Raw genomic sequence first — 24,512 nt, forward strand, 5'->3', positions numbered from 1 at the left:
GGGGACGCGCCGCCGGCTAGGCTCCGGCTTCCCCGTCGCCCGGCCGTGCCGGTTCCGGCCCGGCGGGGGTTGCGGCCGGGAGGTCGTCGAGGTGCTGACGGGCGAAGGCCAACGCCGCCCGTAGGTCCGCCTCCCGGACCGCGCGGCCCTTCGCCCGCCGGGTTGACACCTCCACCGCCACCGAGCCGGTGAAGCCTCGGCCGGCGAGCGAGCGCAGTAGCTCGGCGCAGGGCTGGGTCCCTCGCCCGGGGACGAGATGCTCGTCGCGCCCCTCACCGGTGCCATCGCCCAGGTGAACGTGGGCCAGGCCGGCGCCCATCCGGTCGGCCAGCTCCAGCGCGTCGGTGTGGGATGCGGCGCAGTGCGACAGGTCAAGGGTGTAGGTGGGGTATCCCGTCACCGTCGGGTCCCACCCCGGGGCGTACGGGACGAACCGCCGCCCCGCCATCCGCACCGGATACATGTTCTCGACCGGGAAGCTGATGCCACTGAACCGCCCGGAGACCTCGGCCAAGCCCTCGGCGAAGTTGCGGGCGTAGTCCCGCTGCCAGGTGAACGGGGGGTGCACCACCACGGTCGGCGCGCCCAGCGCCTCGGCCAGCTCTCCGGATCGGCGCAGCCGCTCCCACGGGTCGGCGCTCCACACCCGCTGGGTAACCAGCAGACACGGGGCGTGCACGGCGAGCACCGGCACGCCGTAGTGCTTGGCGAGCCCGGTCAGGGCGTCAGCGTCCTGGCTGACGGCATCGGTCCAGACCATCACCTCGACACCGTCGTAGCCGAGCGTCGCAGCCAACTGAAAAGCCGCCGCGGTCCGCTCGGGGAAGACCGACGAGGTGGATAGGAGAACCGGAACTCGGGAGGACACAGCATCGAGAGTAGCGGGCACCGAGAGGGATCTTCAGGATGAACCCCGGCAAATACCGCGGAAGCCGAGAAAGTGTCACATCGGTGCGAGCTGATCCAGGCGGCGTAGGATCACCCCCTCCCGCAACGCCCACGGGCAGATCTCCAGGGTGCTGATGTCCAGCCGGCGCATCGCCGCCTCGGCGACCACCGCACCGGCCAACAGCTGATGCGCCCGGCCGGCGCTGACCCCGCCCAGCTCGACCAGCTGCGCCGGGGGAATGTGCCGGATGAACCCGAGCACCTGCCGTAGCCCGGCCCGGGTGAGCCGACGGCGGGCCCAGACGCCGGCCCCGGAGGGGGCCGCCCCAGCGAGGCGGGCCAGGGTCCGGAAGGTCTTCGAGGTGGCGACCGGGCGCTCCCAGCCCACCTTGTTCAGCTCCCCGGCCACCGCGTCGAGCTGGCCGTCCACGTACGCCCGCAGCTGATCCACCTGCTCGACCCCGGGCGGGGTGGTACTGCCCGCAGCGACCCGGAGCTGGCGACGGGTGAGCCGGCCAGCGCCCAGCGGCAACGACACCGCCGCGTCCGGGTCCTCGTCGATGCCCGCCGCGATCTCCAGCGAGCCCCCACCGATGTCGAGCACCAGCAGCCGTCCGGCCGACCAGCCGAACCAGCGGCGCACCGCGAGGAAGGTCATCCGGGCCTCGTCGGCGCCGGTGAGGACCTCCAGCCGAACCCCGGTCTCCGCCTGGACCCGGGCCAACACCCCCACCGAGTTGGTGGCGTCCCGCACCGCGGAGGTGGCGAACGCGATCAGATCGTCGGTGCCCAGCCCCAACGCGGACTCCTTCGAGGACGCGACCGCCCGCACCAGGGAATCCGCACCGGCGGTGGTGAGCGCGCCATCCGGACCGATCTGCTCGGCCAGTCGTAGCACCACCTTCTCGGAGTGCGCCGGCCAGGGGTGTGCGCCCCGGTGCGCGTCCACCACCAGCAGGTGCACCGTGTTGGATCCAACATCAAGGACGCCCAGCCGCATGAGGCAAACCCTAGAGGCAACACCCGGCCGCGGCGCGCCGGGCCAGCCATCCGCCGAAGCGTACGCTGGTCAGGTGAGAGGGCAGATCGAGCTCCGTACCCGGCCGAACGATCCACGCGGCCGGGAGGTCCCGCTGGACTTCCCCCGGGAGTGGATCGAATTCGGCGACCCGGCCGACGACACCCACCTGATCCGGGCCGACCTGACCTGGCTGCTGTCCCGGTGGACCTGCGTCTACGGGCGTGGCTGTCACGGCATCAGCGCCGACCGCCCCGCCGACGGCTGCTGCTCACACGGTGCGTTCTTCACCGACTCCGACGACGAACAGCGGGTCCGGTCGGCGGTCAGGCGGCTGACCCCGGGGACCTGGCAGCACCACCGGCGGGGCTTTGAGAACTGGACCGAGACCGACACGGTTGAGGAGAAGAGACCGGCCCGACGGACGGCCACCCGGCCCGACGGCCCCTGCGTTTTCCTCAACGACGCCGACTTTCCCGGCGGGGCGGGCTGCGCCCTGCACGCCCAGGCGCTCCGCGACGGTGTCCACCCGCTGGAGTACAAGCCGGATGTCTGCTGGCAGCTGCCGGTCCGCCGCGAACAGGAGTGGGTCCAGCGCCCGGACGGCACCAGGGTGCTGCTCTCCACACTCGGGGAGTTCGACCGCCGCGGCTGGGGCGCCGGCGGGCACGACCTGGACTGGTGGTGCACCTCGTCCCCGGACGCGCACGTGGCGACCGAACCGATGTACGTCTCGTACGCCCCCGAGCTGACCGCCCTGATCGGTGCGCCCGCGTACACCGAGCTAGCCGCGCTGTGTGCCGCCCGCGCCCGCCGCGGGCTGGTCGCCCCGCACCCGGCCGACCCGGACTGACCACGCACCACGCCGGCGCGGGACGGGGCTCAGCGCCGGCGTCCGGTCACGGCTCGAACTTGTAGCCCAGGCCCCGCACGGTGACGATGTAACGGGGAGCGGACGGCTCCGGCTCGACCTTGGAACGCAGCCGCTTGACGTGCACGTCGAGGGTCTTCGTGTCGCCGACGTAGTCGGCCCCCCAGACCCGATCGATCAGCTGGCCCCGGGTGAGCACCCGACCGGCGTTGCGCAGCAGCAACTCCAGCAGCTCGAACTCCTTCAACGGCAGCTGCACCGGGGCGCCGCCGACCGTGACCACGTGCCGTTCGATGTCCATCCGGACCAGGCCCGCGGCCAACGTCGCCGCGCCGGTCTCCACCGTCTCGACGCTCTTGCGGCGCAGCACCGCACGGATCCGGGCGACGAGTTCCCGCGGCGAGTACGGCTTCGTCACGTAGTCGTCGGCGCCGATCTCCAACCCGACCACCTTGTCGATCTCGCTGTCCCGAGCGGTGACCATGATGATCGGCACGTGCGACCGCTGCCGGAGCTGCCGACACACCTCAGTGCCGGACATCTCGGGCAGCATCAGGTCGAGCAGCACGATGTCGGCACCGGTCCGATCGAACTCGGTGAGGGCGGAGGTGCCAGTCGCGGCAACCGAAACCTCGAAACCCTCCTTACGGAGCATGTACGACAGGGCATCGGAGAACGACTCCTCGTCCTCGACCACCAGAACGCGGCTCAACGAACGTTTCCTTTCAACTGTCACGTCTGCTGGGACTCGGCCGGTTCGGCCTCGATCTCAGCCGAGGGCGGTATCACCAAAAGATCGTCCGGGGGGCGGGCGGGGAGTCGGAGGGTGAACGTCGAGCCCTCGTCGGGAGTGCTCGCGACCTCCACCCGTCCGCCGTGGTTACTGGCGATGTGCTTCACGATGGCGAGCCCGAGACCGGTGCCGCCGGTAGCGCGGGACCGGGCCTGGTCGGCCCGGTAGAAACGCTCGAAGATCCGGTCCACGTCGCCCGGGCCGATCCCGATGCCCTGGTCGGTGACGGAGATCGTGACGTGTTCGTCGTCGCGCCGGGCGGTGACCCGGACGGCAGTGTCCTCACCCGAGTAGTTGATGGCGTTCTCGACCAGGTTCGACACGGCGGTGGCCAGCTGGGTGTCACTGCCGTACACCGTCAGTCCCCGCTCACCGTCCACCACCACGTCGATCCGGCGGGCGCTGGCGCCGGTCCGGGTCCGATCCACCACCTCGCCGACCACCCAGTCCACGGCGACCGGCTCCGGCGCGGGCTGCGGGTCCGCGCCCTGGAGCCGGGTCAGCTCCAGCAACTCCTGCACCAACCGACCCAGCCGGGTCGACTCATGCCGGATCCGCTCGGCGAACCGGCGAGTGGCAGCCAGATCCTCGGAGAGGTCCGGCTCCTCCTCGTCGACCGGCTCGGTCGCGTCCAGCAACGCCTCGGCGAGGAGCTGGAGCGCCCCGATCGGGGTCTTGAGCTCGTGACTCACATTGGCCACGAAGTCTCGCCGGACCCGGGCCAGCCGGTGCGACTCGGTCACGTCAACAGCTTCCACGGCGACGTGGCCGCCGCCGAGGCCGACCGCCCGCAGATGCACGCCGAGCGGATTCTCCGCGGCGACGCCGTCGCTCCCCCGGGGCAGGTCCAGCTGGATCTCTCGACGTACGCCGGTCCGCCGCACCTGCCCCGCGAGGGTCCGAATCAACGGATGGGCGACGACCGTGCCCGGCGGGCCGCCGGCGCGGAGCAGGCCCATCGCCCGGGCTGCCGGATTGACCAGGACGGGCCCGTCGTCGTCGGCGAGCACCACGACGCCGACCCGGAGGGAGTCGATCGTCCGGCGACCGAGGCCGGACGGCGAACCGTCGGTGCTCGCGTGCCTCCCACCGAGTCGAGGCGAGCCGGACTGGTGGCTCCCGAACCCGGTCGATCCAGCTCGGCGCGCCAGGACCAGCCGGGTCAGCAGCACACCGACCACCAGTCCCGCGGCCACCGCGACGACCACCACTACCCACTCCACCGGGCGATCCTAGGTCCTGGTTAACCCAGCACCCGAACAGACCAGGACGAAACATCCTCACTTCCGCGGGTATTCACCGCCCCGTCCGACCCCGTTCACCAGGGCGTTCCCTCCGGGCCCCGGTACCGCGCGGTCGCTCGGGCCCGCGTCAGCGGCCCTGGTTCGCCACCGCCGCCGCGGCCTCCTGCGCCGCCGCCGGGTCCAGGTAGGTGCCGCCGAGCGTCATCGGACGCAGCTGCGGGTCGAGGTCGTACCGCAGCGGGATCCCGGTCGGGATGTTCAGCTTCGCGATCGCCTCGTCGCTGATCTGGTCCAGATGCTTGACCAACGCGCGTAGCGAGTTGCCGTGCGCGGCCACCAGCACGGTCCGGCCAGCCAGGATGTCCGGCACGATCGAGTCGTACCAGTACGGCAGCATCCGCTCGAAGACGTCCTTCAGGCACTCCGTCCGCGGCATCAGCTCGGTCGGCAGCAGCCGGTAGCGCGGGTCACCGACCTGCGACCACTCGTCTCCGTCCGCGATCGGCGGCGGCGGCGAGTCGTACGAGCGGCGCCAGCGCATGAACTGCTCCTCGCCGTACTCGTCGAGGGTCTGCTTCTTGTTCTTGCCCTGGAGGGCGCCGTAGTGGCGCTCGTTGAGCCGCCACGACCGACGCACCGCGATCCAGTGCCGGTCGGCGGTGTCCAGCGCGAGCTCCGCGGTGCGGATCGCCCGGCGCAACAGGCTGGTGTGCACCACATCCGGCGACAGGTTGTGCTCCCGCAGCAGCTCGCCGCCACGACGCGCCTCGGCCTCTCCCTTGGCGGTCAGGTCCACGTCGACCCAGCCGGTGAAGAGGTTCTTGGCGTTCCAGTCGCTCTCGCCGTGTCGCAGCAGGACCAGCGTCCCGATGGTGGGCCCTTCACTTGCAGTCATGTCGGCCATCCTCCCCCACCGGCCCACCCGTCGCGCGGGAAGGGGTGCTGACCAGCACGGAAAAACCGGATGGCGGAGGGCTCCGCCCCAGCACTAGTTTGTAAGGCCTTGCGCGGAAGCTGATCATTACGGAAACGGGGCGTTGCGTGCGAACGATGCGAGGTTGGTTAGTCGAGACGGCCGGTGGCCTCCCGCGCTCCTTCTGGTACCTCTGGACCGGCACCCTGATCAACCGGCTCGGCTCGTTCGTCCTGATCTTCCTCGCCATCTACCTCACCCAGGAGCGGGGCTTCTCCGCCGCCCAAGCCGGCCTGGTCCTGGGGCTGTGGGGGGTCGGCGGCGCGGTGGGCACCACCGTCGGCGGCACGCTCGCAGACCGGTGGGGCCGCCGGCCCACCCTGCTCACCGCACACCTCGGCGCCGCGAGCATGATGCTCGCCCTCGGCTTCGCCCGGGGCCTCTGGTCCATCGCGCTCGGCGCCCTCCTGCTCGGGCTCTTCGCCGAGGCCGCCCGGCCCGCCTTCGGCGCCATGATGATCGACGTGGTGCCGGCGAAGGACCGGTTGCGTGCCTTCAGCCTGAACTACTGGGCGATCAATCTCGGCTTCGCCTGCGCCGCGATCCTCGCGGGGTTCGCGACCGGGGCCGGCTACCTGCTGCTCTTCGTGGTTGACGCGGTCACCACCCTGATCATGACCCTGGTCATCTTCCTCAAGGTGGGCGAGACCCGCCAACCGCTGGTCGCCACCGGCGGGCCGAAGGCCCCGACCGGGGCGCTGCGCGTCATCCTGACCGACCGGATCTACCTCGGGTTCGTGGCGTTGAACCTCTTCGCCGCGATAGTCATGCTCCAGCACATCTCGATGCTGCCGATCGCGATGGCCGACTCGGGGCTGAGCCCCGCCACCTACGGCTCGGTGATCGCACTCAACGGGGTGCTGATCGTGGTGGGCCAGCTCTTCGTGCCACGGTTGATCAAGGGCCGTAGCCGGTCCCATGTGTTGGCACTGTCGGCGGTGGTACTCGGGGCCGGTTTCGGGCTGACCGCGTTCGCCGAGACCGCCTGGTTCTACGGGCTGACCGTGCTGATCTGGACCGTCGGCGAGATGCTCAACTCGCCGTCCAACGCCACCCTGATCGCCGAGCTCTCCCCGAGTGAGCTACGCGGCCGCTACCAGGGGGTCTTCTCGCTCTCCTGGCAGATCGCCGGCGCCACGGCACCGGTGCTCGGCGGGCTCGTCCGGGAGGGGGCCGGCAACGCCACACTCTGGCTGGGCTGTGCCCTGCTCGGCGGGCTGGTGGCGGTGGCGCACCTGATCTCCGGACCGGCCCGGGAGCGCCGGGCCGCCGCGCTGCGGGCAGTCAACCAACCGCCGCCGGCCCCGGTCGGGCAGCAGCAGGCGACCGGGGTGGGGTGAGCGCCCGCAAGCTGGACGGCACGGCCTCCGGGTACGCGAAACGCCCATCGTGAGTTCGTCACGATGGGCGTTTCGTTGCGTACGACCGGCGGCGGCGGGCGACACTCACCCCCGTAAGCGGCGCCCGCTCACGCCGCCGGTCAACAGGTGGACACCGTCCCCCAACGGTGTTGTTCCACCCGTCCCCGCGCCACACTCGATGCTCGGATCTGATTGATCCTCCGCTCCCCCGAACGGAACCGAGCGTCGCACGGTGCAATAAAGTTAGTTCGCCCGGAATGCGGATACAAATCGACCGGCTGTCTCACCGGTCACAAACCGGCTGCCCCGCGATCCGGCCCGCCCTCCGGCCACCAGCGGTCTACCCGCCGACAACTCCGGCAAACAACTCATCCGTCCTCCCGATCGGGTGACTCTGTACGGAAAAAGTTGCTCATTCTGCCGTCTCGCAGCCGCTCCTGATAGATCAAGTTCAGCTTCCGCAGATCAAAGGTCCGGAACCACTCCTGCCATGTGATTTCGCGCACCCGAGAGCTCTGCCGGAACCCCGGCATGTTGAAGGTGAGCACCCCAGCCCGGCCGTCCCGCTCGGTACCCCGGATCGTCGCCGGCTTCGCGTTGCGCTCCCGCGCCCACCGCCGGATCACCTCGTGGTTCGTGGTGACCAGGCTCCGGCCCGGACGCTCCGGCCGGTCGGTCAGGGCGGCGATGACCTGCGAGGACCGCACCGACCGCGAGGTACGGGGCCCGGTCCGCACCGCGGCGCCACCCGCCGACCTCCCGCCGGACGTCGCCCTGCGGCCCGGCCCCTTCGTCCCGCCCGATCGGCGCTCCGCCCGCAAGGTCTTCACCAGCGTCCGCACCAGCTCCGGCTTGCGCAGCGCGGAGGTGCCGGAGACGCCGTGCTGGCGCAACTGCCCCCGAATCTCGTCCACCCGCATCCGGGAGATCGTGCTTTCGGACACCTCCGGCGTGTTCGGGGTCTGGTTTCCTGGCCGGCGTGCGGTCCGGGTCGCCGTACCACCGCGGCCTGCGCTGCTTCGCTGAGCCATGGAACGCTCCTCCGCCAGTCCGTCCTCGGCGCGCGGCCGGTCCCAGTACCGCACCGCACACCGGGGCGTACCCGTCAGGACAGCGTCGAATCCCCGGGGGCAGCGGTCGGGTTCCCGGTAGCGGTCGCACCGCCCGCGGTCGGGCTCCCGGTAGCAGCCGTCCCGGCGGCCGGCGCGGACCCGCCGTCGGCCGGCGCGACCAGGTGGGCGAAGGCCGCGAGGTTGGCGGTCGACTCGCCCCGCCTGACCCGCCACTCCCACTCCCGCCGGATCGAACTACCGAAGCCGATCTCCAGCATCGTGTCGAAGGACTCGTCGGCGTACGTGAGCACCGACCCAAAGAGCCGATCCAACTCGTCGGCGTCCACACCTGCCGAATTGACCCGGCCGGTCAGGTAGACGTCACCGACCGCGTCGATGGAGAACGACACCCCATACATCCGGGCGTTGCGCTGCAGCAGCCACGACCACAGCTCCTCGCGGCGCTCGTCGGGCTGACGCATCACGAACGCCTCGACTCGCAGCGCGTACTCACCGATGATCAGGTTGCAGATCGTCCGCAGCTTGTGGGTGCCCGGCAGGGTCACCGCGTACGAGTTCGGGCCGGTGGCCTCCCAGGCCAGGTCCCGCTCCGCGCAGACCGACTCGATCAACGCCCCGAGCTCGCTTCTCCCGTTCACCGCCCCACTCTACGACCGCTCACGCCCAGCCGCGGCCCACGCCGGTCCGGCCTCCGTCGCTGACGATCGGTGCTCACCGGGCACAGGTGGCGAAGTCCGACGATCGGGTTCGGTACGCGGCGACAGCCTCGCCGTAGACCTCCAACAGGTCGCGCACCGTCCGATCCCAGGAAAAGCTGCGGGCGTGGCGTTGCGCGCCATGGGCCAGGGCCGTGCGCCGCCCCGCGTCCGGCAGCAGGCGACCCAGCGTATGGGCCCATGCGACCGGGTCGTGGCCATCCACCAGGACCCCGCTGACGTCGTCGCGTACCGCGGTGATCAAACCGCCGACGGCGGCTGCCACCACCGGGGTGCCACAGGCCTGCGCCTCCAACGCGACCAGCCCGAAGCTCTCGTTGTAGGACGGGACCGCCACCAGGTCGGCCGCCCGGTACAGGGCGGGCAGGTCGTCACCGGTCTGCGGCGGCAGAAACCGCACCCGATCGGAGATCCCCAACTCGACGGCCAGCTCGATCAGGCGAGTCGGCCGCTCAAGCCCGCTGCCGCTGGGGCCGCCGCAAACCACCACCGTCATGTCGTCGGCGAGCGCCGGGTCCCGCTGGCGCAGCGCCGCCGCCGCGCGGATCAGCACGTCGGGTGCCTTGAGCGGCTGGATCCGGCCGACAAATGCCACCACGTACCCCCGCTCGGGCAGGCCCAGGCGACGACGGGCGAGGACCTGGCCCTGGGCACGATCACCGGCTGGGGGGCAGAACCGGGCCAGATCCACCCCGGGCTCGACCACCTCCACCCGGGTGGGGTCGGCGTCGTACCGCTCGATCAGGTCACCGGCCTCGGTCTTGGTGTTGGCGACCAGCCGATCGGCCTCGGCCACCACCTGCTCCTCGCCGATCACCCGGGCCTTGGGCTCCGGCCGGTCCCCGGCGGCGAGTTGCGCGTTCTTGACCTTGGCAAGGGTGTGCGCGGTGTGCACCAGCGGAACCCCCCAACGCTCCTTGGCCAGCCAGCCGACCTGCCCGGAGAGCCAGTAGTGCGAGTGGATGAGGTCGTAGTGCCCCACCGCCCGGGCGGCCTCGGCCCGCAGCACCCCCGCGGTGAACGCGCAGAGCTGGCCGGGCAACTCCTCCTTGGTCAGCCCACCCAACGGTCCGGCGGTGATGTGCCGGACGTGCACGCCGGGCACCATCTCTACCACCGGCGGCAGGTCGGCGGCGGTAGCACGGGTGAAGATCTCGACCTCGACGTTCGCCTCGGCCAGCCGCCGGGCGACTTCCAGGATGTAGACGTTCATTCCGCCCGCGTCCCCCGTGCCGGGCTGGTGCAGCGGCGAGGTGTGCACGGAGAGGGTCGCGATCCGTCGGGGCCGGGGCCACGGACGGGAACCCCGCTGACGACCGACACCGGTGTGCTGTTCCGTCACGTCCGCTCCTTCCGCCACGGTTGCCGTCCCGCACGACCGGCGCCTCTCGGTCAACCTCCACGCCGGGTGTCATCTTCCCGATCGTGGTTCGGTAATTCCTCCCGGCCGTCCCCGGGCGTGACGGACCTCATCGCTCCCGCGCTCGGGCTCGGCGTCAGAATGAGCGGATGACTTCCGTCGCTGTCGTCACCGGAGCATCCAGCGGGATCGGGGCGGCCACCGTCCGCCGACTCGCCGCCGAAGGGTTCCACGTGCTGGCCGCCGCCCGGCGTACCGACCGCCTCGCCGACCTGGTCCGGGAGGTCGAAGTCAACGGCGGCTCGGCCACCGCGGTCGGCTGCGACGTGACCTCGGACGAGTCGGTGGCCCGCCTCGCCGCCGCGGCGGCGGCCGCTCCCGGTCCGGTCACCCTGCTGGTCAACAACGCCGGGGGAGCGCGCGGCCTGGACCCGGTGGAGACCGGCGCGGTCGGTGACTGGCAGTGGATGTACGACGTGAACGTCCTGGGCACACTGCGGGTCACCCAGGCGCTCCTACCGGCGTTGGTCTCCTCCGGAGCCGGCACGATCGTCGTCGTGTCGTCAACCGCCGGCTTCACCGTGTACGAGGGTGGGGGCGGCTACGCCGCCGCCAAGCACGCGCAGACCGCGGTCGCGGGCACCCTGCGGCTGGAGCTGTGCGGCCGGCCGGTTCGGGTCGTCGAGATCGACCCCGGGATGGTACGGACCGAAGAGTTCTCGCTGGTCCGCTTCGGCGGGGACGCCGACCGGGCGGACGCCGTCTACGCCGGGGTGTCCGAACCGCTGGTCGCCGACGACGTGGCGGACTGTGTCGCCTGGTGCGCGACCCGCCCGCAGCACGTGAACGTGGACCGGCTGGTGGTCCGGCCGTTGGCGCAGGCCGCGCAGCACAAGGTCCACCGGGCCGGTTGACCAGGTGGTGGCGGTGCCAGCAGGACGCCCGCTCGGCGTCGTAACCCGCGGGACGACGAACCCGAACCGGCTGCGCCGGGTGGACAACTGGATCGCCGCCACCTGCGGAGACGTGCTGCGGGCGGCAGCGGACCCGCTCGTGGTGGACCTGGGCTACGGCGCCACCGGGGTCACCGCCGTCGAGCTGCGCTCCCGACTGGCCCACGCGGTCCGCCCCGACGTACGCGTGGTCGGGCTGGAGATCGACCCGGTCCGCGTCGCCGCCGCCCAACCGGTCGCCGACCCACCCCGGCTCACCTTCGCCCGGGGCGGCTTCGAGTTGGCCGGTCTCCGCCCCGCCCTGGTCCGCGCCTTCAACGTGCTACGCCAGTACGACGAGGGTGAGGTGGCGGGCGCCTGGGCGACGATGACCGGCGCGCTCGCCCCGGGTGGACTGCTGGTCGAGGGGACCTGCGACGAGCTGGGGCGACTCGGCGGGTGGGTGCTGCTCGACGAGGGCGGCCCCCGCACCCTGACCCTGGGTGCCCGGCTGACCACCCTGGACAGCCCGGCCCGACTCGCCGAACGGCTCCCCAAAGCCCTGATCCACCGCAACGTCGCCGGGGAGCCGATCCATGCCCTGCTCCAGGCCCTGGAGAACGCCTGGCGGGCAGCCGCCCCCTACGCTCCCTTCGGCCCCCGCCACCGCTGGCTGCGTACGGTGACCGCCGTCCGCGCCGGGGGCTGGCCGCTGGCGTACCAACCCCGCCGCTGGCGCCAGGGCCTGGTCACCGTCGACTGGGCGGCGGTGGCGCCCCACTGACCGCCGCTGGGCAACGGCACTCCCCCGCTGGGCGACGGCACTCCCCCGCTGGCCCGTTGCCCGGCCGGGTCAGAGGGCGCAGTTGATCAAGACTGGTTCGGGGTGCAGGGTCACATCGAAGCGGGCCTGCACGCCGTGGCGGATCTCGCGGGCCAGGCCCACCAGATCCTCGGTCCGGGCGGTGCCGGAGCGGTGGGTCAACGCCAGGGTGTGCTTGGTGGAGATGGTAACGACACCTTCCGGGCCCGGATGGCCCTTGCCGAAACCGGCCTTGTCGATCAACCAGGCGGCACTGACCTTCACCGTGCCGTCGGCACCGGGCCAGGACGGGGGCTCGCCGAGCTCGCCAGCCCGTTCCCGCAGCCGCTCGTAGTCGGCCTGGTCCAGCACCGGATTGGTGAAGAACGAACCCACCGACCAGGTGTCCGGATCGTTCGGGTCGAGCACCATCCCCTTGCCCGCGCGCAGTCGCAGCACGGCGGCACGGGCCTTCGCCAGCGGCACCCGGTCACCGACCGCCACGTCGAGCGCCCGCGCCAGTTCGGCGTAGCGAACCGGGCCGGACAGCGGCGACCGGGCGAGACGGAAGTCGACCGACAGCACCACCCACCGGTCGCTGTACCTGAAGATGCTGGACCGGTAGCTGAAACCACAGTCACGGGCCTCGATCCGACCGGTGGTGCCGGCCACCCGGTCGTACACCTGCACCCCGGTGATGGTCTCGGCGACATCCTGCCCGTACGCGCCGACGTTCTGGATCGGGGTCGCGCCGGTGGAGCCGGGTATCCCGGACAGGCACTCCAGACCGGACCACCCGTTGGCCACGGTGTGGGCGACCAAGTCGTCCCAGGGCTCGCCGGCCTCGACCCGCACTGTGACGGTGTCATTGTCGGTCTCCACGACCTGCAGCCCCCGGGACCGGACCAACACCACTGTCCCCGGGAAGCCCGCGTCGCCGATCACCACGTTGCTGCCCCCGGCGAGGACCAGGATCTGCTCGCCGCGCTCCCCGGCCTCCCGCACCCCGCGGACGAGGTCATCGGCGCTGGTGGCGGTGACCACGCGGGTCGCCCAGCCGCCGAGGCGCAGCGTCGTGTATCGCGACAAGTGACACTCGGCGTCGCGTTGGGTGCCGGATGTCGACTGGAGAACCTCTGCCACGCCCATCACCCTAAGCTGAGGGGTAGCCGCGGCACCCACTGGTGGCCCGGTCACCCCCGGGAGGATGGCGATGAACAGAACGCATGGCACGAAGGACTTCTGGATCGGGGCGCTGCGGACGGAGGGGCCGGCCTTCGCCGCGGCGATCGCCGAGGCACCCGCCGACGCTCCGGTGCTCTCCTGTCCCGGCTGGACAGTGACCGACCTGACCCGGCACCTGGCAAGCGTCTACCGCTGGGTGCACGGGACCGTGTCGGCCAACTCCGTCACCCCGCCGTCTCTCCGCTCCGAGTTGGTGGAGCCAGGTCCAGGCGAGACCGACCTTCAGCTGTGGCAGCAGGCGTACGACGAGTTGCTGGTGCGTTTCGACGCGCTGGATCCGGAGGCGCCGGCGTGGAACTGGGCGCCGCAGCCGAAGAAGGCCGGCTTCTGGCCGCGCCGGATCTCACACGAGACGGCACTGCACCGCTGGGACGCCCAGCTCGCCATCGGTGCGGGTGACCCGATCGAGACGAAGCTCGCAGCCGACGGGGTGAGCGAGGTGCTCGACACCTGCCTGCCGGCCGGACGACGTCCGGATCATGGGCAGTGGCACGGAGTCGTACACCTGTCGGCCTCCGACGCCGGACAGGAGTGGTTCCTGCGGTTACGCGGCGAGGGGATTGCCCTGCTGGACACCGCCACAATCTTCGATGACCATGATCACCACGCCCGGGTCCAGGTCGTCGGCACCGCCAGCGACCTGCTGCTCGCACTCTGGGGGCGAGTCAGTTTCGACACCCTGGCGGTGACGGGTGAGCGCGCGCTCCTGGCTGGTCTCCGGACCAGCTGACGCCGCCGGCCGCAGCCGGCGCCACGCTCGGCCGGGGGCTGTTCACGCCCGAGCCGCCCCCGGCTCTCCACCCCGCCGGATGGATCGAGCCCGGCCAGGGAGAGCGCTTTCTTGACATTGGGTGACGCCTCGGGAGACGCTGCGCGAACGGAGGGAGCTGTCCTATGAGCGCGCTTCACTTTCCGGCGAACTTCCGCTGGGGCACGGCCACGGCGGCGTACCAGATCGAGGGTGCGGCCCGCGAGGACGGCCGGGGGCCGTCGATCTGGGACACCTTCAGCCGTACGCCGGGCAAGGTCTACCAGGGCCACACCGGCGATGTCGCCTGCGACCACTACCACCGGTACGCCGACGACGTGGAGCTGATGGCCGGGTTGGGGATCCAGACGTACCGGTTCTCGGTGTCCTGGCCCCGGGTCCAGCCCGACGGCACCGGCCCGGTCAACCCGCGCGGGCTGGACTTCTACGACCGCCTGGTGGACGCCCTGCTGGCCCGGGGGATCGACCCGATGGTCACGCTCTACCACTGGGATCTGCCGCAGACCCTGCAGGACCAGGGCGGTTGGGCCACCCGGGAGGCCGCGGAGCACTTCGCCGGGTACGCCGCCGCCGTCCACGCTCGGCTCGGTGACCGGGTGAACTCCTGGACCACCCTCAACGAGCCGTGGTGCGCGGCATACCTGGGCTACGGCAACGGGGTGCACGCCCCCGGCATCGCGGACCCGGGGGCCGCCTTCACCGCCGTGCACCACCTGCTGCTCGGGCACGGCCTGGCGGCCCGGGCGCTGCACGCGGCCGGCGCGGCGACCGTCGGAATCACGCTCAACCCGGCCGACGTCCGCCCCGCCGACCCGGACAGCGCCGCCGACGCCGCCGCGGTACGCCTGGTCGACGGGCTCCACAATCGGATCTTCCTGGACCCGCTGTTCCGGGCCGCGTACCCGGAGGATGTGCTGGAGCATGTCGCCCGAATCGTGCCGCCGGCGTTCCTCCGGGACGGCGACGAGAAGGTGATCGCCACCCCGATCGACCTACTCGGCGTCAACTACTACGCGCCCCTCTACGTCGCTGGTAAGCCGGACGGGGCTGGCGGCGGCGGGGCGTTTCCCGGCACCGACGGGGCGGTGGAGTTCCTGCCGCCCGCTGGGCCCCTGACCGACATGGGTTGGATGATCGAGCCGGCCGGGCTCACCCGGCTGCTGGAACGCCTCGCCACCGACTACCCGGGCGTGCCGCTGATGATCACCGAAAACGGGGCGGCCTTCCCGGACCACGCCGCGCCTCCGGGGAGCCCGGAGCGGCCGGCGACGGCGGGGGACAGCGGGGTGTTCGACACCGACCGGATCGCCTACCTCGACGGGCACCTTCGCGCCGCGCACGAGGCCATCGCCCGTGGGGTGGACCTACGCGGCTATCTCGTATGGTCGTTGTTGGACAACTTCGAGTGGGCCGAGGGCTATCGGAAACGTTTCGGGATCGTCCACGTCGACTACCGGACCCAGCTACGCACACCGAAGGCGAGTGCCCGCTGGTACCACCAGGTGATTTCCCGGAACGGGCTCTGAGCGGGGAGGACAATGACGACGGCGCAACGGCCGACGCTCGAGGCGGTGGCGCGCCGCGCCGGTGTCTCCCGAGCCACCGTCTCCCGGGTGGTAAACGGCTCCACCACGGTCGCCGAGCCGATCCGCGCGGCCGTCCGTCGAGCCGTCACCGAGCTGGGGTACGTACCGAACCTGGCCGCGCGCAGCCTGGTCACCCAGCGAACGGACTCGGTGGCGCTGGTCATGCCGGAGGCGGCCACCCGGGTCTTCTCCGACGACCAGTACTTCCCCGGCATCATCCGCGGCGCCGCCCAGGAGTTGGAGGCGGCGGAGAAACAGTTGGTGCTGATGCTGGCCGGTTCGCCGGCCGGACACGAGCGGGTGGAGCGGTACACCACCGGCCGGCACGTTGACGGGGTGCTGTTCGCCTCGCTACACGGCGCCGACCCGCTCCCCGGCCGGCTGGCCCGGCTGGGCATACCGGTGGTGTGCAGCGGTCGGCCGCTCGGCGGCACCCCGGTCCCCTACGTCGACGTTGACCACATCGGCGGGGTGAACCGGGCCGTCCAACATCTGCTCGACAGCGGCCGGCGGCGCATCGCCACCATCGCCGGCCCACAGGACATGGTGGGCGGGATCGAACGGCTGACCGGCTACCAGGCCGCGATAACCCCGGCCGGGCTGCCGGAGTGGGTGGCGTACGGCGACTTCACCCGCGAGTCGGGGGCGGCCGCGACCTGGCAGCTCCTCGCCGCGCACCCCGACCTGGACGCGATCTTCGCCGCCTCCGACCTGATGGCACACGCCGCCCTGCGGACGCTACGCGCGACGGGGCGACGGGTGCCCGACGATGTCGCGGTGATCGGTTTCGACGACATCGAGACCGCCGCGTACACCGACCCGCCCCTGAGCACCGTCCGCCAGCCGATCCAGGAGATCGGCCGCCGAATGACCCGCCAGTTGCTGCGCCTCGCGGCCGGTGAGTCGATCGAACCGGCGCTGGTGCTCCCCACCGAGCTGATCCTCCGCGACTCCGCCTGAGCCCGCCGACGAAAACAGATCGAGCAACCTTCGGGACTGCACTACCGTCACGTCATGCCCCAGCTCCGCCACGTCTCCTCCCTCGCCGAGGCCGAGTACGCGTACGTCAGTACCGTCGAGCCGGCAACGCGCCTCGTCTTCACCGCCGGGGCGTGCCCGCTCGACGGGGATGGCCGTACGGTTGCCCCCAGTGACCATGCCGCCCAGGCCCGGCAGGCGATGGCCAATCTGGAGACCGCCCTCACCGCAGCGGGCGCCCGCCTCACCGATGTCGTCAAAACCACGGTGTACGTGGCTTCGGCGCACCAACCCGACCTGGTGACCGCCTGGCAGGTCGTCCGGGACGCCTTCGGCGATCACGACCCGCCCAGCACCCTGCTCGGGGTGGCCGCGCTCGGCTACTCCGAGCAGCTCGTCGAGGTCGAGGCGGTCGCCGCCGTGCGCGCAGCGTGAGGATCCGTGCCGCGCAGCCCGACGACGCGCCCGCCGTGGTGGCGCTCCGCACCCAGCTCTTCCCGCATCTGGTTCGCGGGGTGGAGTCGACCCGTCAGATGCTGTCCCAACCACGCCCGGGCCAGCACTGGTCCGCCTTCGTCGCCGAGGTGGACGACGAGATCGTCGGTTGGGTCTCGACCTTCCGCAATGCCAGTTCCTCCCGAAGTGTCGGCGAGATCTCGCTCCTGCACGTCCACCCCGACCATCGGGGACACGGCATCGGCAGCGGGCTGCTGACCGCCGTCCTGGACCACCTCGCCCCGCTCCGGCTTCCGCTACTGCGCGGACGGGCGCTACCCGAGTCGTTGCCGTACGCGCGGCGGTGCGGCTTCCTACCCAGCCGTGTGGAACGCTTCTCCGCGCTTGAGCTGACGGCCCTGCCACCCCTGGCCGTTCCCCCGGGAGTCCGGCTGGTGCCACTGTCCGAGGTTGACCCCCACCACGTGTACGAGGTGGAGCGGGACGCCAGCGCCGACGAGCCGGGGGACGTCCCCGTCGACGCTCTCACCTACGAGCACTGGCGGGCCGATACGTGGGACAACGTCGGCCTGGACCGGGAGGCCAGCACCGGCGTCGAGGTCAACGCGTCCTGGCGGCAATCAGCCTGGTCAAGCGGGACGGTTCGCGGATGTGGTCGGACTACACCGCTTCCCGGCCGGAGCACCGGGGGCGAGGGCTCGCGAGGGCGGCGAAGCTGGGTGCCCTACGTCGGGCCGCGGCCAACGGGGTGACGGTCGCGTACACCGGCAATGACGAGGCGAACAAACCGATGCTCGCGATCAACGAACGGCTCGGCTACCGGCCCGTCGCAGCCGAGTGGAGTTGTCTCCGGGAGACGAGTTGAGCGACCGCGCCTCACGCCCCGTCCTGAGTGGTCCCCGTCGGTCCCACAGTGGTGGGCTGACCGAGCACGCGGCGGGCCAGCAGGGCAGCGCCCGCGACGGCCGCCGGCATGAGCAGCACGGCGCCGAGTGGGATCAGGAAGCTGAGGAACACCGCCACCCCGAAGCCGAGCGCGGTCGGCCGGTCGGCCCGGAGGGCGGCCCGTCGGTCGGACAACCGCAGCCCACGCCGGTAGAAGGGGGCACCGACCAGCTCCACCGCGAGGAGCCAACCGCCGATGGTCGCACCGAGTACCGGCACCACGGTCTGACCGACCACCGGGATGAAGCCGGCGAGAAAGAGGGGTACGCCGACCAGCACCGCCAACCCCACCAGCCGCAGTGAGTCGACGAGGCTGTGCCACAGCGACGACCAGAACGGCACGTCCACCGCGTTGGGCGTACCGCCGAGATCGTCCTCGACCCGTTCGGAGATCTTCTCGTAGAACGGGTCCCCGATGACCAGCGTGACGGCGGTGAACGCGACCACCGTGAGCAGGCCACCCAGCCCGAGCAGCGCCAAGCCGGCGGCTACCCGCGTCAGCCCTCGCCCGGTGGCGGACCAGTCGTCGGCGAACGGCGTGACCAGCGCGGCCAGTTCGTCCACGAAGTAGACGAGCGTGCCGAACGCGGCGACGAAGAACACTCCAGAGATCAGTGCCGGTAGGACGCCGAGCAGCATCAGGCCGGGGCTGCGGAGGTAGAGGCCCATGCCACGCAGGAAGAGGCCGACACCGGCGAAGAATCGGCCGGCCGCCCCGGTCAGGGGCGCGGCGAGAGCGGGGGATGCGTTCATGGTCGCCGAGCCTAGGTCGCGTCAGCGATTGGCGCAGGTCATGGCCGGCGCCTGGTTCGTGCCGGTGATATCGGCGAGGAAGCCGAACGTGGTCGTGCCGTTCGGAGCCAGAGTGCCGTTGTACGACATGTTCCTCACCGTCACCGAGGCTCCCGAGCTGCTGTGCGAGCCGTTCCACACCTCGGTTATCTGCTGGCCGCTGGGCCAGGTCCACTCGACTCTCCACCCGGACCAGGAGGTGGAGGTGGAGGTGTTGTTTTTGATCTTTACCTCGCCCTTGAAGCCACCCGGCCACGACTCGATAACCGCGTATGTCGCCGTGCAGGCTGCCGGCGGGTCTGGAAGCGTCGGCGGCTCAGCTGGTATGGGAGCTGTCGGTGCCTCGGGGTTCTGCGTCGCGGTGTTGGACGGCGTCGGAGGCGTGGTCGCGGCCATCGCGATGGGGGTCGAGGTCCTGGTGGGCGTCGGTGTTGGGGGCAGGGGCGAGGACTGGGCCGGCGAAGAATCCGACGGCGTGGCTGTCGGCCTGGCTTCGGCGCTGCCGACCGGGTCGGTGGCGAGCGGAGACGATGGGTCCGCCGGTGCGCGTTGGAACGCGTTCAAGGCGACCGCGGTCAGGATGACCCCCAAGAAGCTCGCCACGACGACGCCCTGGCTCCGCAGACGTGCCCGGATCGAACGGCGAACATCCGCCAGCCCCTTGACCGGGCGGAGAGCCCGGTGTCCGGAGCTGCCCGCGCCGCGATCGGGGTCCTCCGGCTGCGATCCGCTGTTCGACTGGGACCCACTGTCGGGCTGGGGTGGGCCGTCGGGACGCGGTGGGTCGTCCAGATTCGAGGTGACGCGTCTTGGCACCTCGGTGGGCTCGTCGTAGCTCGCCAGCGGTGGCCACTCTGGTAGGCGGACGTCGTTCTCGTCGGCAGGGGTACCGCCGGGTTTGGACGATTCGGTCATGCTCTCCGATCCCGGGTAAGGGAGTCACCATCAGCGACGATGCGGGATCATTGTGGGCTCAACGTGAGGTTCGGTCAAATGACTCCAGTACGGGACAGGAGGGCACCCAGTGCACCCGTCCAGACCCGCCCGACTCCGCTGACGGCAGGACCAGCACAGCGCGGGTTGCTGAGGCGCCCCCGGACTACTCGTTGAGGAAGGAGGAGATGCGCTCCCGGAGATCGGCGCGCTTGGCCCAGAGGACCCCTGGCCGGTCGTACACGTGCAGGGTGGCCTGGGGTAACGCGGCGGCGAGCCGCTCGGCGACCTCGACCGGGTGCAGCTCATCGCCGACGCACCCGATCACCAGAGCCGGCGCCGTGACCTCGGCGAGTTCCGTGGCGTCGCGGACCGGCACCGATTCGGGCAGGCCGACCAATCCCGAGCCGAGACCGTCCCGGGTGAGCTGGTCGAGGCGCTGCCGGAGGTATGCCCAGCCAGCCGGTGTGTTCCGGACGGCCGGTGGCAGCTCCAACTGGACCACCTCCGCGAGCTGACCGACATCGCCACTGCCGAGTGCGTCGAGCAGTGCCGTCAGCCGGCGGCGGGCGGCATCGCCCCGCGGCCGGTCCAGCACCGCCGGCAGATAGAAGACCAACCGGTCGAACCGCGTCGGGTTGTCGGCGAGCAGCCGGCAGAGCGCACCCGCGCCCAGGCTCGCGCCGAAGGCCCGGGTCGCGAGGCCCCGATCGGCGACCGACCGCAGGTCACGCGCGAGATCGTGGTACGTCCACGGCCCGGTCGGGGCGGCGGAGCGACCATGCCCACGGAACTGGAAGAAGAGTCTGCGGCCGGTAACACCACTGCCGAAGGGACGGGTGGTGGCGATGCCGCTGCCCAGACCGTGCGCGAAGACGGTGACCGGATCGCCGGCGCCGGTGACCAACTGCTCCAGGTGGACGCCGTGCGGGGTGGTGACCAACTCGGTCTCCGGCTCCGGCAGTGCCGGTCGACCGGTACGGGGGGCACTCGGCCCCGGTCCCCAGGTACGGGGGCCACCATCCGGTGGGGGCGGCCACCGGAAGCCTCTCACCAGGAGTTCCCCCGGCCACCCCGGAGATCCCGCAGACCCGTCCGGACGTCAAGCAGGTAGATCAACCCAGCGGCGATGCCGATCAGGCCAAAGATGGTGAGCCGGCCGGAGGTGAGCAGGGTGAGCACCAGACAGACGGCGAGGATCGCCACCCAGGCGCCCTTCGGGAGGGTGCCGACCGCGGCGAACGCGTCGGACCGCTGGGTGATGACGTGTACCAGGGCGACTCCCTGCACGATGAGTGCGAAGACGAGCAGGATCAGCTCAATAACGTAGCGAACCTCAAAAGCGAACGGCGCGGCGATGGCCATGCCGGCAAGCATATGCCGAAGACCCCGGAGGCGTCCGTCAGGCCGCTTCCGGGGTCTTCGGCGTCACCGGGCATTCGCCCGTCGCCGCAGGTCAGTCGTGAGCCGGCGGGGTCTGCTTCGTCGCGCGCGGTGACTTCGTCGCCGAAGAGGCCGACTTGCCGGCCGCCTTGGTGGCACGCTTCGTGACGGCCGCCGGCTTGTCCTCGGCGGCCTCGGCGAGCTGCGCCGGGGTGGGCGCCGGGGCCTGCTCGGTCGTCTCGATGTCGGTGTTCACCGTGTCGGCGGCCTCGAGCACGCCAGCACCGACGACCCGCTCCCCGCGGCCGACGAGCGCGCCGTATGTGGTGACCGCCCGCTCCTGCGCAGCCTGAGCGCTGGCCACCACGACGGCGGCGTTGCGGGTGGCGGTCTCCCGAAGCCGGCTGAGGTCCAGGTCGCTGGCGGCCCGCCGGCGCAGGTTCTCAGCGGTAGCGGTCGCCGTACGCAACGTCTCGGTGGCCTTCTGACGCAGCTCGGCCCCGTCTACCGTGCTGAGGTCGGCAGCGACCCGGTTGCGCAGCTCACTCACCGCGGCGGGGAGCTTTCGCAGCTGCTGGTACGCCAGATCGCCGGCACCGGCGGCGGCGTAGAGGGGGGCGGGGATACGACTGGTTTTAGGCTGACTGGTCATCATTTCTCCTCTTCGACCGCGTCGGCGGCTTCGGGGTCGCCCTTCGGGGCGGACTGCTGCACTGGCGTCGGGACAGGAATGGAGTCGGGGTCGATGCCGGTGCGACTCACGCACCGCCGGTCGGCGTACCCCCGGTGGTCGTTGGGCCGGTGACCGCGATGTTGGCCAGGTCGGCGGAGGCCCCAGACGGCCGGGCCGGGCTCGACTCCGGTTCGGTGGTGGGCGGGCTGGCGACCGATTCGGTGGTGACCGGGCCGGTCGCGGACTCGGTGGTGACCGGGCCGGTCGCGGACTCTGCCGACGCCGCGTCGGCGGCGGCGGTCGCCTCCACGAGCCGCGCGTTCTCGCGACGGAACGTCTCGTAGATCTGGGTGAGCGACTGCTTCTGCGCCATGGTCAGGTCGGGGTCCACGGCTATCGCGGCGAGAACGCCCTGCCCCTCCCGGTCATCCAGCAACCCGGCCCGCAGGTACATCGCCGGAGTGGAGACCCGCAGCGCACTGGCGAGCTGCTGCAACACCTCCGCGCTGGGCTTGCGCAACCCGCGCTCGATCTGACTCAGGTACGGGTTGCTGACTCCCGCCTGCTCGGACAGTTGCCGGAGGGAGATCTTCGCACTCCGGCGCAGGTCACGAATGAACCCGCCGATGTTGGGAAGGTCTTTACCACTGGCCATAACTCAACGCTAGCCCGCGGTGCTAACTCCTGCAAGCAAAATGCTAGCCAGAGTTAGCACCCGAGCGTGGCCGCAGCGCCCTGACCTCCGCCCCGGCGGATCACCAGAGCGACCGGACGGCGCCTACCGGCCGCCCCCCGCCGAGGAGCGGGACCTCAGCGAACTCCGCCAACGCCGGTGCGGTCACCCCGAGCCGGCGCAGCGCGGAGACCAGCACCGGCATCCGGGCCCGGCCGGCGCCATCGTCGATCTTCAACGCCACCGCACCGACGCCAGGGGCGGCCGCGGCGATGACCCCCTCCACCCCAATCTTGGCGAGCAGCCCCGGCACGGCCCGCATCACCCGGCTGTCGTCGGCCCGCGTACCGCCGACGATCTCCGGATACGCCCGGATCGAGTCCGCCACCGCCCGCTCCGGCGAGCCCGGCTCCGCCTGCACCAGCCGCAGGTATGCCAGGGCGAGGCCGGATAACGACACGGCCAGCACCGGCGCGCCACAGCCGTCGATCCCGACCGCCGCCGGCGGCTCGTCGGTGAACTCCTCAACCGCCGCGCGCAACCGCTCCTGCAACGGATGCTCGCTGCGCCAGTACCCCTCCTCGGGCCAGCCCGCCGCCTGGCAGGTCAGCAGCATTCCGGTGTGCTTTCCGGAGCAGTTCATCTGGATCCGGGTCGGGCCACCGCCGGCGCGAAGCACCGCCGCCCGCGCCGCGTCGTCCGCCGGCAGGTCGGGCGGGCAGTGCAACGCGGACTCGTCGAGCCCGGCCCGCGCCAACAACCCACCGACCCGAGCCCGGTGGAAGTCCTCCCCCTCGTGGCTGGCCGAGACCAGGGCGAGGTCAGCGGAGTCGCCCAGCCGCAGGCCCGCCCGGATCATTCCCACCGTCTGCAACGGCTTGTTCGACGATCGGGGGAAGATCGGCGACGTCACATCCCCCACCCTCGCCACCGCCGCGCCCGTCGCGTCGAGCGCCACCACCGACCCGCGATGCACACCCTCAACGAAACCCGAACGGACCACCTCAGCGAGCGGCACGCCGCCCTCGTACGTCTTTCCCACGGGCTGGACGTTACCGCCCTTCGGGAACGTCCAGCCGATGGGTGACCAGGGAATCAGGAACGCGACGTCAGGGGGCGACCCCCAATACGCCACTTACCGGCGAAGGGCGGGCACGCCGAGCAGTTCCCGGGCCTCGGCGGTGGTGAGCGGAGGGCGCTGAGCGAGCTGGGCAAAGCTGACCGCGCGGGCCACCAGCTGCATGTTGGACTCGACCGGCTGCCCCTTGGCATAGGTCACCGTGTCCTCCATGCCCACCCGGAGGTGTCCGCCTGCCGAGAGCGAGGCCAGCAGAACCGGGATCGTGCTCCGACCGACGCCGGTCGCCGAGAAGGTGGTGCCGGCTGGTAGGTCCCGCAGCATCTGCTCGGCGGCCACCAGGGCCGCGGGGGTGCCGGGCATTCCGCCGGGCACGCCCAGGACGAGGTCGACGTGCACATGCCCACCGGCCGGCAGGCCGTACTTGCCGAGCAGGCGTTGCAGGGCGGTGAGGTGCCCCAGGTCGAAGATCTCGTACTCCGGGACGATGCCCCGCTCCTGCATCCGGGTGTGCAACTCGACGATGAACTCCCACCGGTTGAGAAACACGTCGGTGCCGAAATTGACCGTGCCCATCGTGCAGGAGGCCATGTCCGGAGCGGCATCGAGCACGGCGAGCCGGTCGGCCTCCGGGTCGCTCACCGCGCCACCCGAGGAGAGCTGCACCACCAGGTCGGTGCTCTCCCGAAGCGCCGCGACAGTCTCGCGCAGCCGCCGCTGGTCGAGGGTCGGCTGCGCCGCACCGTCCCGGATATGGACGTGGACCACGGAGGCGCCCAGGGCCTCGCACTCCTTCGCGGTCAGCAGCAGCTCATCGAGGGTGACCGGCAGCGCCGGCACCTCGGCCTTGGCCGACTCGGCCCCGGTCGGGGCAACCGTGATCAACGTCCCTGTCGTCATGCCCGGATCCTAGTCGCCCGATCGACGGCCGGCCGGCCGGAAGTTTTCCGGCCGGCCGGCCGGTAGACCT

25 protein-coding genes and 1 pseudogene are annotated in these 24,512 nt (G+C 71.4%); 9 read left to right on the forward strand and 17 right to left on the reverse strand.

The genetic code is table 11. The features are described 5' to 3' along the window. Positions 1-16: 16 nt before the first annotated feature. Positions 17-868 carry a sugar phosphate isomerase/epimerase family protein gene (locus tag B118_RS0109720; RefSeq protein ID WP_018221545.1) on the reverse strand — a complete coding sequence of 284 codons (852 nt, stop codon included), beginning with the start codon at positions 866-868 and terminating at the stop codon, positions 17-19. A gap of 75 nt (positions 869-943) precedes the next feature. Further along, entirely contained in the window at positions 944-1,888 is a 945-nt protein-coding gene (locus B118_RS0109725; RefSeq protein ID WP_028192706.1) for a Ppx/GppA phosphatase family protein, read from the reverse strand. Between the two features lie 73 nt (positions 1,889-1,961). Here B118_RS0109725 and B118_RS0109730 point away from each other — a divergent pair, with 73 nt between their 5' ends. Continuing rightward, positions 1,962-2,759, forward strand: a complete 798-nt coding sequence (locus B118_RS0109730; RefSeq protein WP_027647903.1) for a DUF3109 family protein — start codon at positions 1,962-1,964, stop codon at positions 2,757-2,759. A gap of 46 nt (positions 2,760-2,805) precedes the next feature. Here the strand turns inward: B118_RS0109730 and B118_RS0109735 are convergent, their stop codons facing one another. From B118_RS0109735 to B118_RS0109745, 3 genes are all read right to left on the reverse strand, one after another. After that, entirely contained in the window at positions 2,806-3,489 is a 684-nt protein-coding gene (locus B118_RS0109735) for a response regulator transcription factor (protein WP_026185495.1), read from the reverse strand. A gap of 20 nt (positions 3,490-3,509) precedes the next feature. Then, positions 3,510-4,793 (reverse strand): sensor histidine kinase, encoded by a 1,284-nt coding sequence (locus tag B118_RS0109740; protein WP_026270731.1) that lies wholly within the window; start codon positions 4,791-4,793, stop codon positions 3,510-3,512. A 148-nt stretch (positions 4,794-4,941) separates the two neighbouring features. Beyond that, positions 4,942-5,709, reverse strand: coding sequence for a phosphoglyceromutase (locus B118_RS0109745; protein ID WP_026185497.1), 768 nt, complete (start codon positions 5,707-5,709; stop codon positions 4,942-4,944). 155 nt (positions 5,710-5,864) lie between these two features. Here B118_RS0109745 and B118_RS0109750 point away from each other — a divergent pair, with 155 nt between their 5' ends. Then, positions 5,865-7,127 carry an MDR family MFS transporter gene (locus tag B118_RS0109750; protein ID WP_018221551.1) on the forward strand — a complete coding sequence of 421 codons (1,263 nt, stop codon included), beginning with the start codon at positions 5,865-5,867 and terminating at the stop codon, positions 7,125-7,127. Between the two features lie 389 nt (positions 7,128-7,516). Here B118_RS0109750 and B118_RS0109755 read toward each other — a convergent pair whose 3' ends face one another. The 3 genes from B118_RS0109755 to mshA form a co-directional block, all read right to left on the reverse strand. Continuing rightward, positions 7,517-8,179 carry a hypothetical protein gene (locus B118_RS0109755; protein ID WP_027647905.1) on the reverse strand — a complete coding sequence of 221 codons (663 nt, stop codon included), beginning with the start codon at positions 8,177-8,179 and terminating at the stop codon, positions 7,517-7,519. 74 nt (positions 8,180-8,253) lie between these two features. Next, positions 8,254-8,859, reverse strand: coding sequence for a type III secretion system chaperone family protein (locus B118_RS0109760; protein WP_028192707.1), 606 nt, complete (start codon positions 8,857-8,859; stop codon positions 8,254-8,256). A 73-nt stretch (positions 8,860-8,932) separates the two neighbouring features. Continuing rightward, entirely contained in the window at positions 8,933-10,279 is a 1,347-nt protein-coding gene (gene mshA / locus B118_RS0109765; protein ID WP_018221555.1) for a D-inositol-3-phosphate glycosyltransferase, read from the reverse strand. Between the two features lie 167 nt (positions 10,280-10,446). Here mshA and B118_RS0109770 point away from each other — a divergent pair, with 167 nt between their 5' ends. After that, the gene (locus tag B118_RS0109770; protein WP_018811572.1) at positions 10,447-11,211 is read left to right on the forward strand and encodes an SDR family NAD(P)-dependent oxidoreductase; all 765 of its coding nucleotides are present in this window, start codon (positions 10,447-10,449) and stop codon (positions 11,209-11,211) included. Between the two features lie 4 nt (positions 11,212-11,215). After that, complete coding sequence (locus B118_RS0109775) at positions 11,216-12,013, forward strand: class I SAM-dependent methyltransferase (protein WP_018827461.1); 798 nt, start codon at positions 11,216-11,218, stop codon at positions 12,011-12,013. A gap of 69 nt (positions 12,014-12,082) precedes the next feature. On the opposite strand, the gene B118_RS0109780 is transcribed toward B118_RS0109775, so the two are convergent. Next, positions 12,083-13,180 carry a UDP-N-acetylmuramate dehydrogenase gene (locus B118_RS0109780; protein WP_018221558.1) on the reverse strand — a complete coding sequence of 366 codons (1,098 nt, stop codon included), beginning with the start codon at positions 13,178-13,180 and terminating at the stop codon, positions 12,083-12,085. A gap of 64 nt (positions 13,181-13,244) precedes the next feature. Here B118_RS0109780 and B118_RS0109785 point away from each other — a divergent pair, with 64 nt between their 5' ends. The 5 genes and pseudogenes from B118_RS0109785 to B118_RS28130 all read left to right on the forward strand — a co-directional run bounded on the left by B118_RS0109785 (position 13,245) and on the right by B118_RS28130 (position 17,930). Further along, complete coding sequence (locus B118_RS0109785) at positions 13,245-14,006, forward strand: maleylpyruvate isomerase family mycothiol-dependent enzyme (RefSeq protein ID WP_018221559.1); 762 nt, start codon at positions 13,245-13,247, stop codon at positions 14,004-14,006. Positions 14,007-14,170: 164 nt separating this feature from the next. Then, complete coding sequence (locus B118_RS0109790) at positions 14,171-15,571, forward strand: GH1 family beta-glucosidase (protein WP_028192708.1); 1,401 nt, start codon at positions 14,171-14,173, stop codon at positions 15,569-15,571. Between the two features lie 12 nt (positions 15,572-15,583). Continuing rightward, positions 15,584-16,591, forward strand: a complete 1,008-nt coding sequence (locus tag B118_RS0109795; RefSeq protein WP_018811577.1) for a LacI family DNA-binding transcriptional regulator — start codon at positions 15,584-15,586, stop codon at positions 16,589-16,591. A 54-nt stretch (positions 16,592-16,645) separates the two neighbouring features. Further along, positions 16,646-17,044 carry a RidA family protein gene (locus tag B118_RS0109800; RefSeq protein WP_018221562.1) on the forward strand — a complete coding sequence of 133 codons (399 nt, stop codon included), beginning with the start codon at positions 16,646-16,648 and terminating at the stop codon, positions 17,042-17,044. Then, a pseudogene (locus B118_RS28130) lies at positions 17,041-17,930 on the forward strand (GNAT family N-acetyltransferase). The gene B118_RS0109800 and the pseudogene B118_RS28130 overlap by 4 nt, the downstream one beginning before the upstream one ends. Positions 17,931-17,941: 11 nt before the next feature. On the opposite strand, the gene B118_RS0109810 reads toward B118_RS28130, so the two are convergent. The 8 genes from B118_RS0109810 to B118_RS0109855 form a co-directional block, all read right to left on the reverse strand. Then, positions 17,942-18,763, reverse strand: coding sequence for an EI24 domain-containing protein (locus B118_RS0109810; protein ID WP_027647911.1), 822 nt, complete (start codon positions 18,761-18,763; stop codon positions 17,942-17,944). 21 nt (positions 18,764-18,784) lie between these two features. Continuing rightward, entirely contained in the window at positions 18,785-19,717 is a 933-nt protein-coding gene (locus tag B118_RS30140) for a cellulose-binding domain-containing protein (RefSeq protein WP_080678036.1), read from the reverse strand. A gap of 184 nt (positions 19,718-19,901) precedes the next feature. Then, the gene (locus B118_RS0109825) at positions 19,902-20,789 is read right to left on the reverse strand and encodes an alpha/beta fold hydrolase (RefSeq protein ID WP_018221565.1); all 888 of its coding nucleotides are present in this window, start codon (positions 20,787-20,789) and stop codon (positions 19,902-19,904) included. Continuing rightward, on the reverse strand, positions 20,786-21,100 hold the full coding sequence (locus tag B118_RS0109830) for a DUF2516 family protein (protein WP_026185501.1): 315 nt from the start codon (positions 21,098-21,100) through the stop codon (positions 20,786-20,788). Before B118_RS0109830 ends, B118_RS0109825 begins: the two co-directional genes overlap by 4 nt. A gap of 91 nt (positions 21,101-21,191) precedes the next feature. After that, positions 21,192-21,770: a hypothetical protein gene (locus tag B118_RS0109835; protein WP_028192709.1), complete on the reverse strand. Its 579-nt coding sequence runs from the start codon at positions 21,768-21,770 to the stop codon at positions 21,192-21,194. Between the two features lie 106 nt (positions 21,771-21,876). Next, complete coding sequence (locus B118_RS0109845; RefSeq protein ID WP_028192710.1) at positions 21,877-22,446, reverse strand: helix-turn-helix domain-containing protein; 570 nt, start codon at positions 22,444-22,446, stop codon at positions 21,877-21,879. Positions 22,447-22,546: 100 nt separating this feature from the next. After that, a complete protein-coding gene (locus B118_RS0109850; protein ID WP_018811584.1) occupies positions 22,547-23,506 on the reverse strand; it encodes an asparaginase in 960 nt (319 codons plus the stop codon). Positions 23,507-23,599: 93 nt separating this feature from the next. After that, on the reverse strand, positions 23,600-24,442 hold the full coding sequence (locus B118_RS0109855; protein ID WP_018811585.1) for a beta-keto acid cleavage family enzyme: 843 nt from the start codon (positions 24,440-24,442) through the stop codon (positions 23,600-23,602). Positions 24,443-24,512: the final 70 nt, after the last annotated feature.

Origin of the sequence: Salinispora pacifica CNR114 (genome assembly GCF_000514775.1) — a bacterium.
GTDB lineage: Bacteria > Actinomycetota > Actinomycetes > Mycobacteriales > Micromonosporaceae > Micromonospora > Micromonospora pacifica.

Bases quoted from the DNA above. Each gene is read 5' to 3' on its own strand.
- B118_RS0109725 (WP_028192706.1), bottom strand. From the start codon at position 1,888: ATGCGGCTGGGCGTCCTTGATGTTGGATCCAACACGGTGCACCTGCTG.
- B118_RS0109745 (WP_026185497.1), bottom strand. From the start codon at position 5,709: ATGACTGCAAGTGAAGGGCCCACCATCGGGACGCTGGTCCTGCTGCGA.
- B118_RS0109750 (WP_018221551.1), top strand. From the start codon at position 5,865: ATGCGAGGTTGGTTAGTCGAGACGGCCGGTGGCCTCCCGCGCTCCTTC.
- B118_RS0109755 (WP_027647905.1), bottom strand. From the start codon at position 8,179: ATGGCTCAGCGAAGCAGCGCAGGCCGCGGTGGTACGGCGACCCGGACC.
- B118_RS0109770 (WP_018811572.1), top strand. From the start codon at position 10,447: ATGACTTCCGTCGCTGTCGTCACCGGAGCATCCAGCGGGATCGGGGCG.
- B118_RS0109780 (WP_018221558.1), bottom strand. From the start codon at position 13,180: ATGGGCGTGGCAGAGGTTCTCCAGTCGACATCCGGCACCCAACGCGAC.
- B118_RS0109785 (WP_018221559.1), top strand. From the start codon at position 13,245: ATGAACAGAACGCATGGCACGAAGGACTTCTGGATCGGGGCGCTGCGG.
- B118_RS0109790 (WP_028192708.1), top strand. From the start codon at position 14,171: ATGAGCGCGCTTCACTTTCCGGCGAACTTCCGCTGGGGCACGGCCACG.
- B118_RS0109795 (WP_018811577.1), top strand. From the start codon at position 15,584: ATGACGACGGCGCAACGGCCGACGCTCGAGGCGGTGGCGCGCCGCGCC.
- B118_RS0109800 (WP_018221562.1), top strand. From the start codon at position 16,646: ATGCCCCAGCTCCGCCACGTCTCCTCCCTCGCCGAGGCCGAGTACGCG.
- B118_RS0109810 (WP_027647911.1), bottom strand. From the start codon at position 18,763: ATGAACGCATCCCCCGCTCTCGCCGCGCCCCTGACCGGGGCGGCCGGC.
- B118_RS30140 (WP_080678036.1), bottom strand. From the start codon at position 19,717: ATGACCGAATCGTCCAAACCCGGCGGTACCCCTGCCGACGAGAACGAC.
- B118_RS0109830 (WP_026185501.1), bottom strand. From the start codon at position 21,100: ATGGCCATCGCCGCGCCGTTCGCTTTTGAGGTTCGCTACGTTATTGAG.
- B118_RS0109835 (WP_028192709.1), bottom strand. From the start codon at position 21,770: ATGACCAGTCAGCCTAAAACCAGTCGTATCCCCGCCCCCCTCTACGCC.
- B118_RS0109845 (WP_028192710.1), bottom strand. From the start codon at position 22,446: ATGGCCAGTGGTAAAGACCTTCCCAACATCGGCGGGTTCATTCGTGAC.
- B118_RS0109855 (WP_018811585.1), bottom strand. From the start codon at position 24,442: ATGACGACAGGGACGTTGATCACGGTTGCCCCGACCGGGGCCGAGTCG.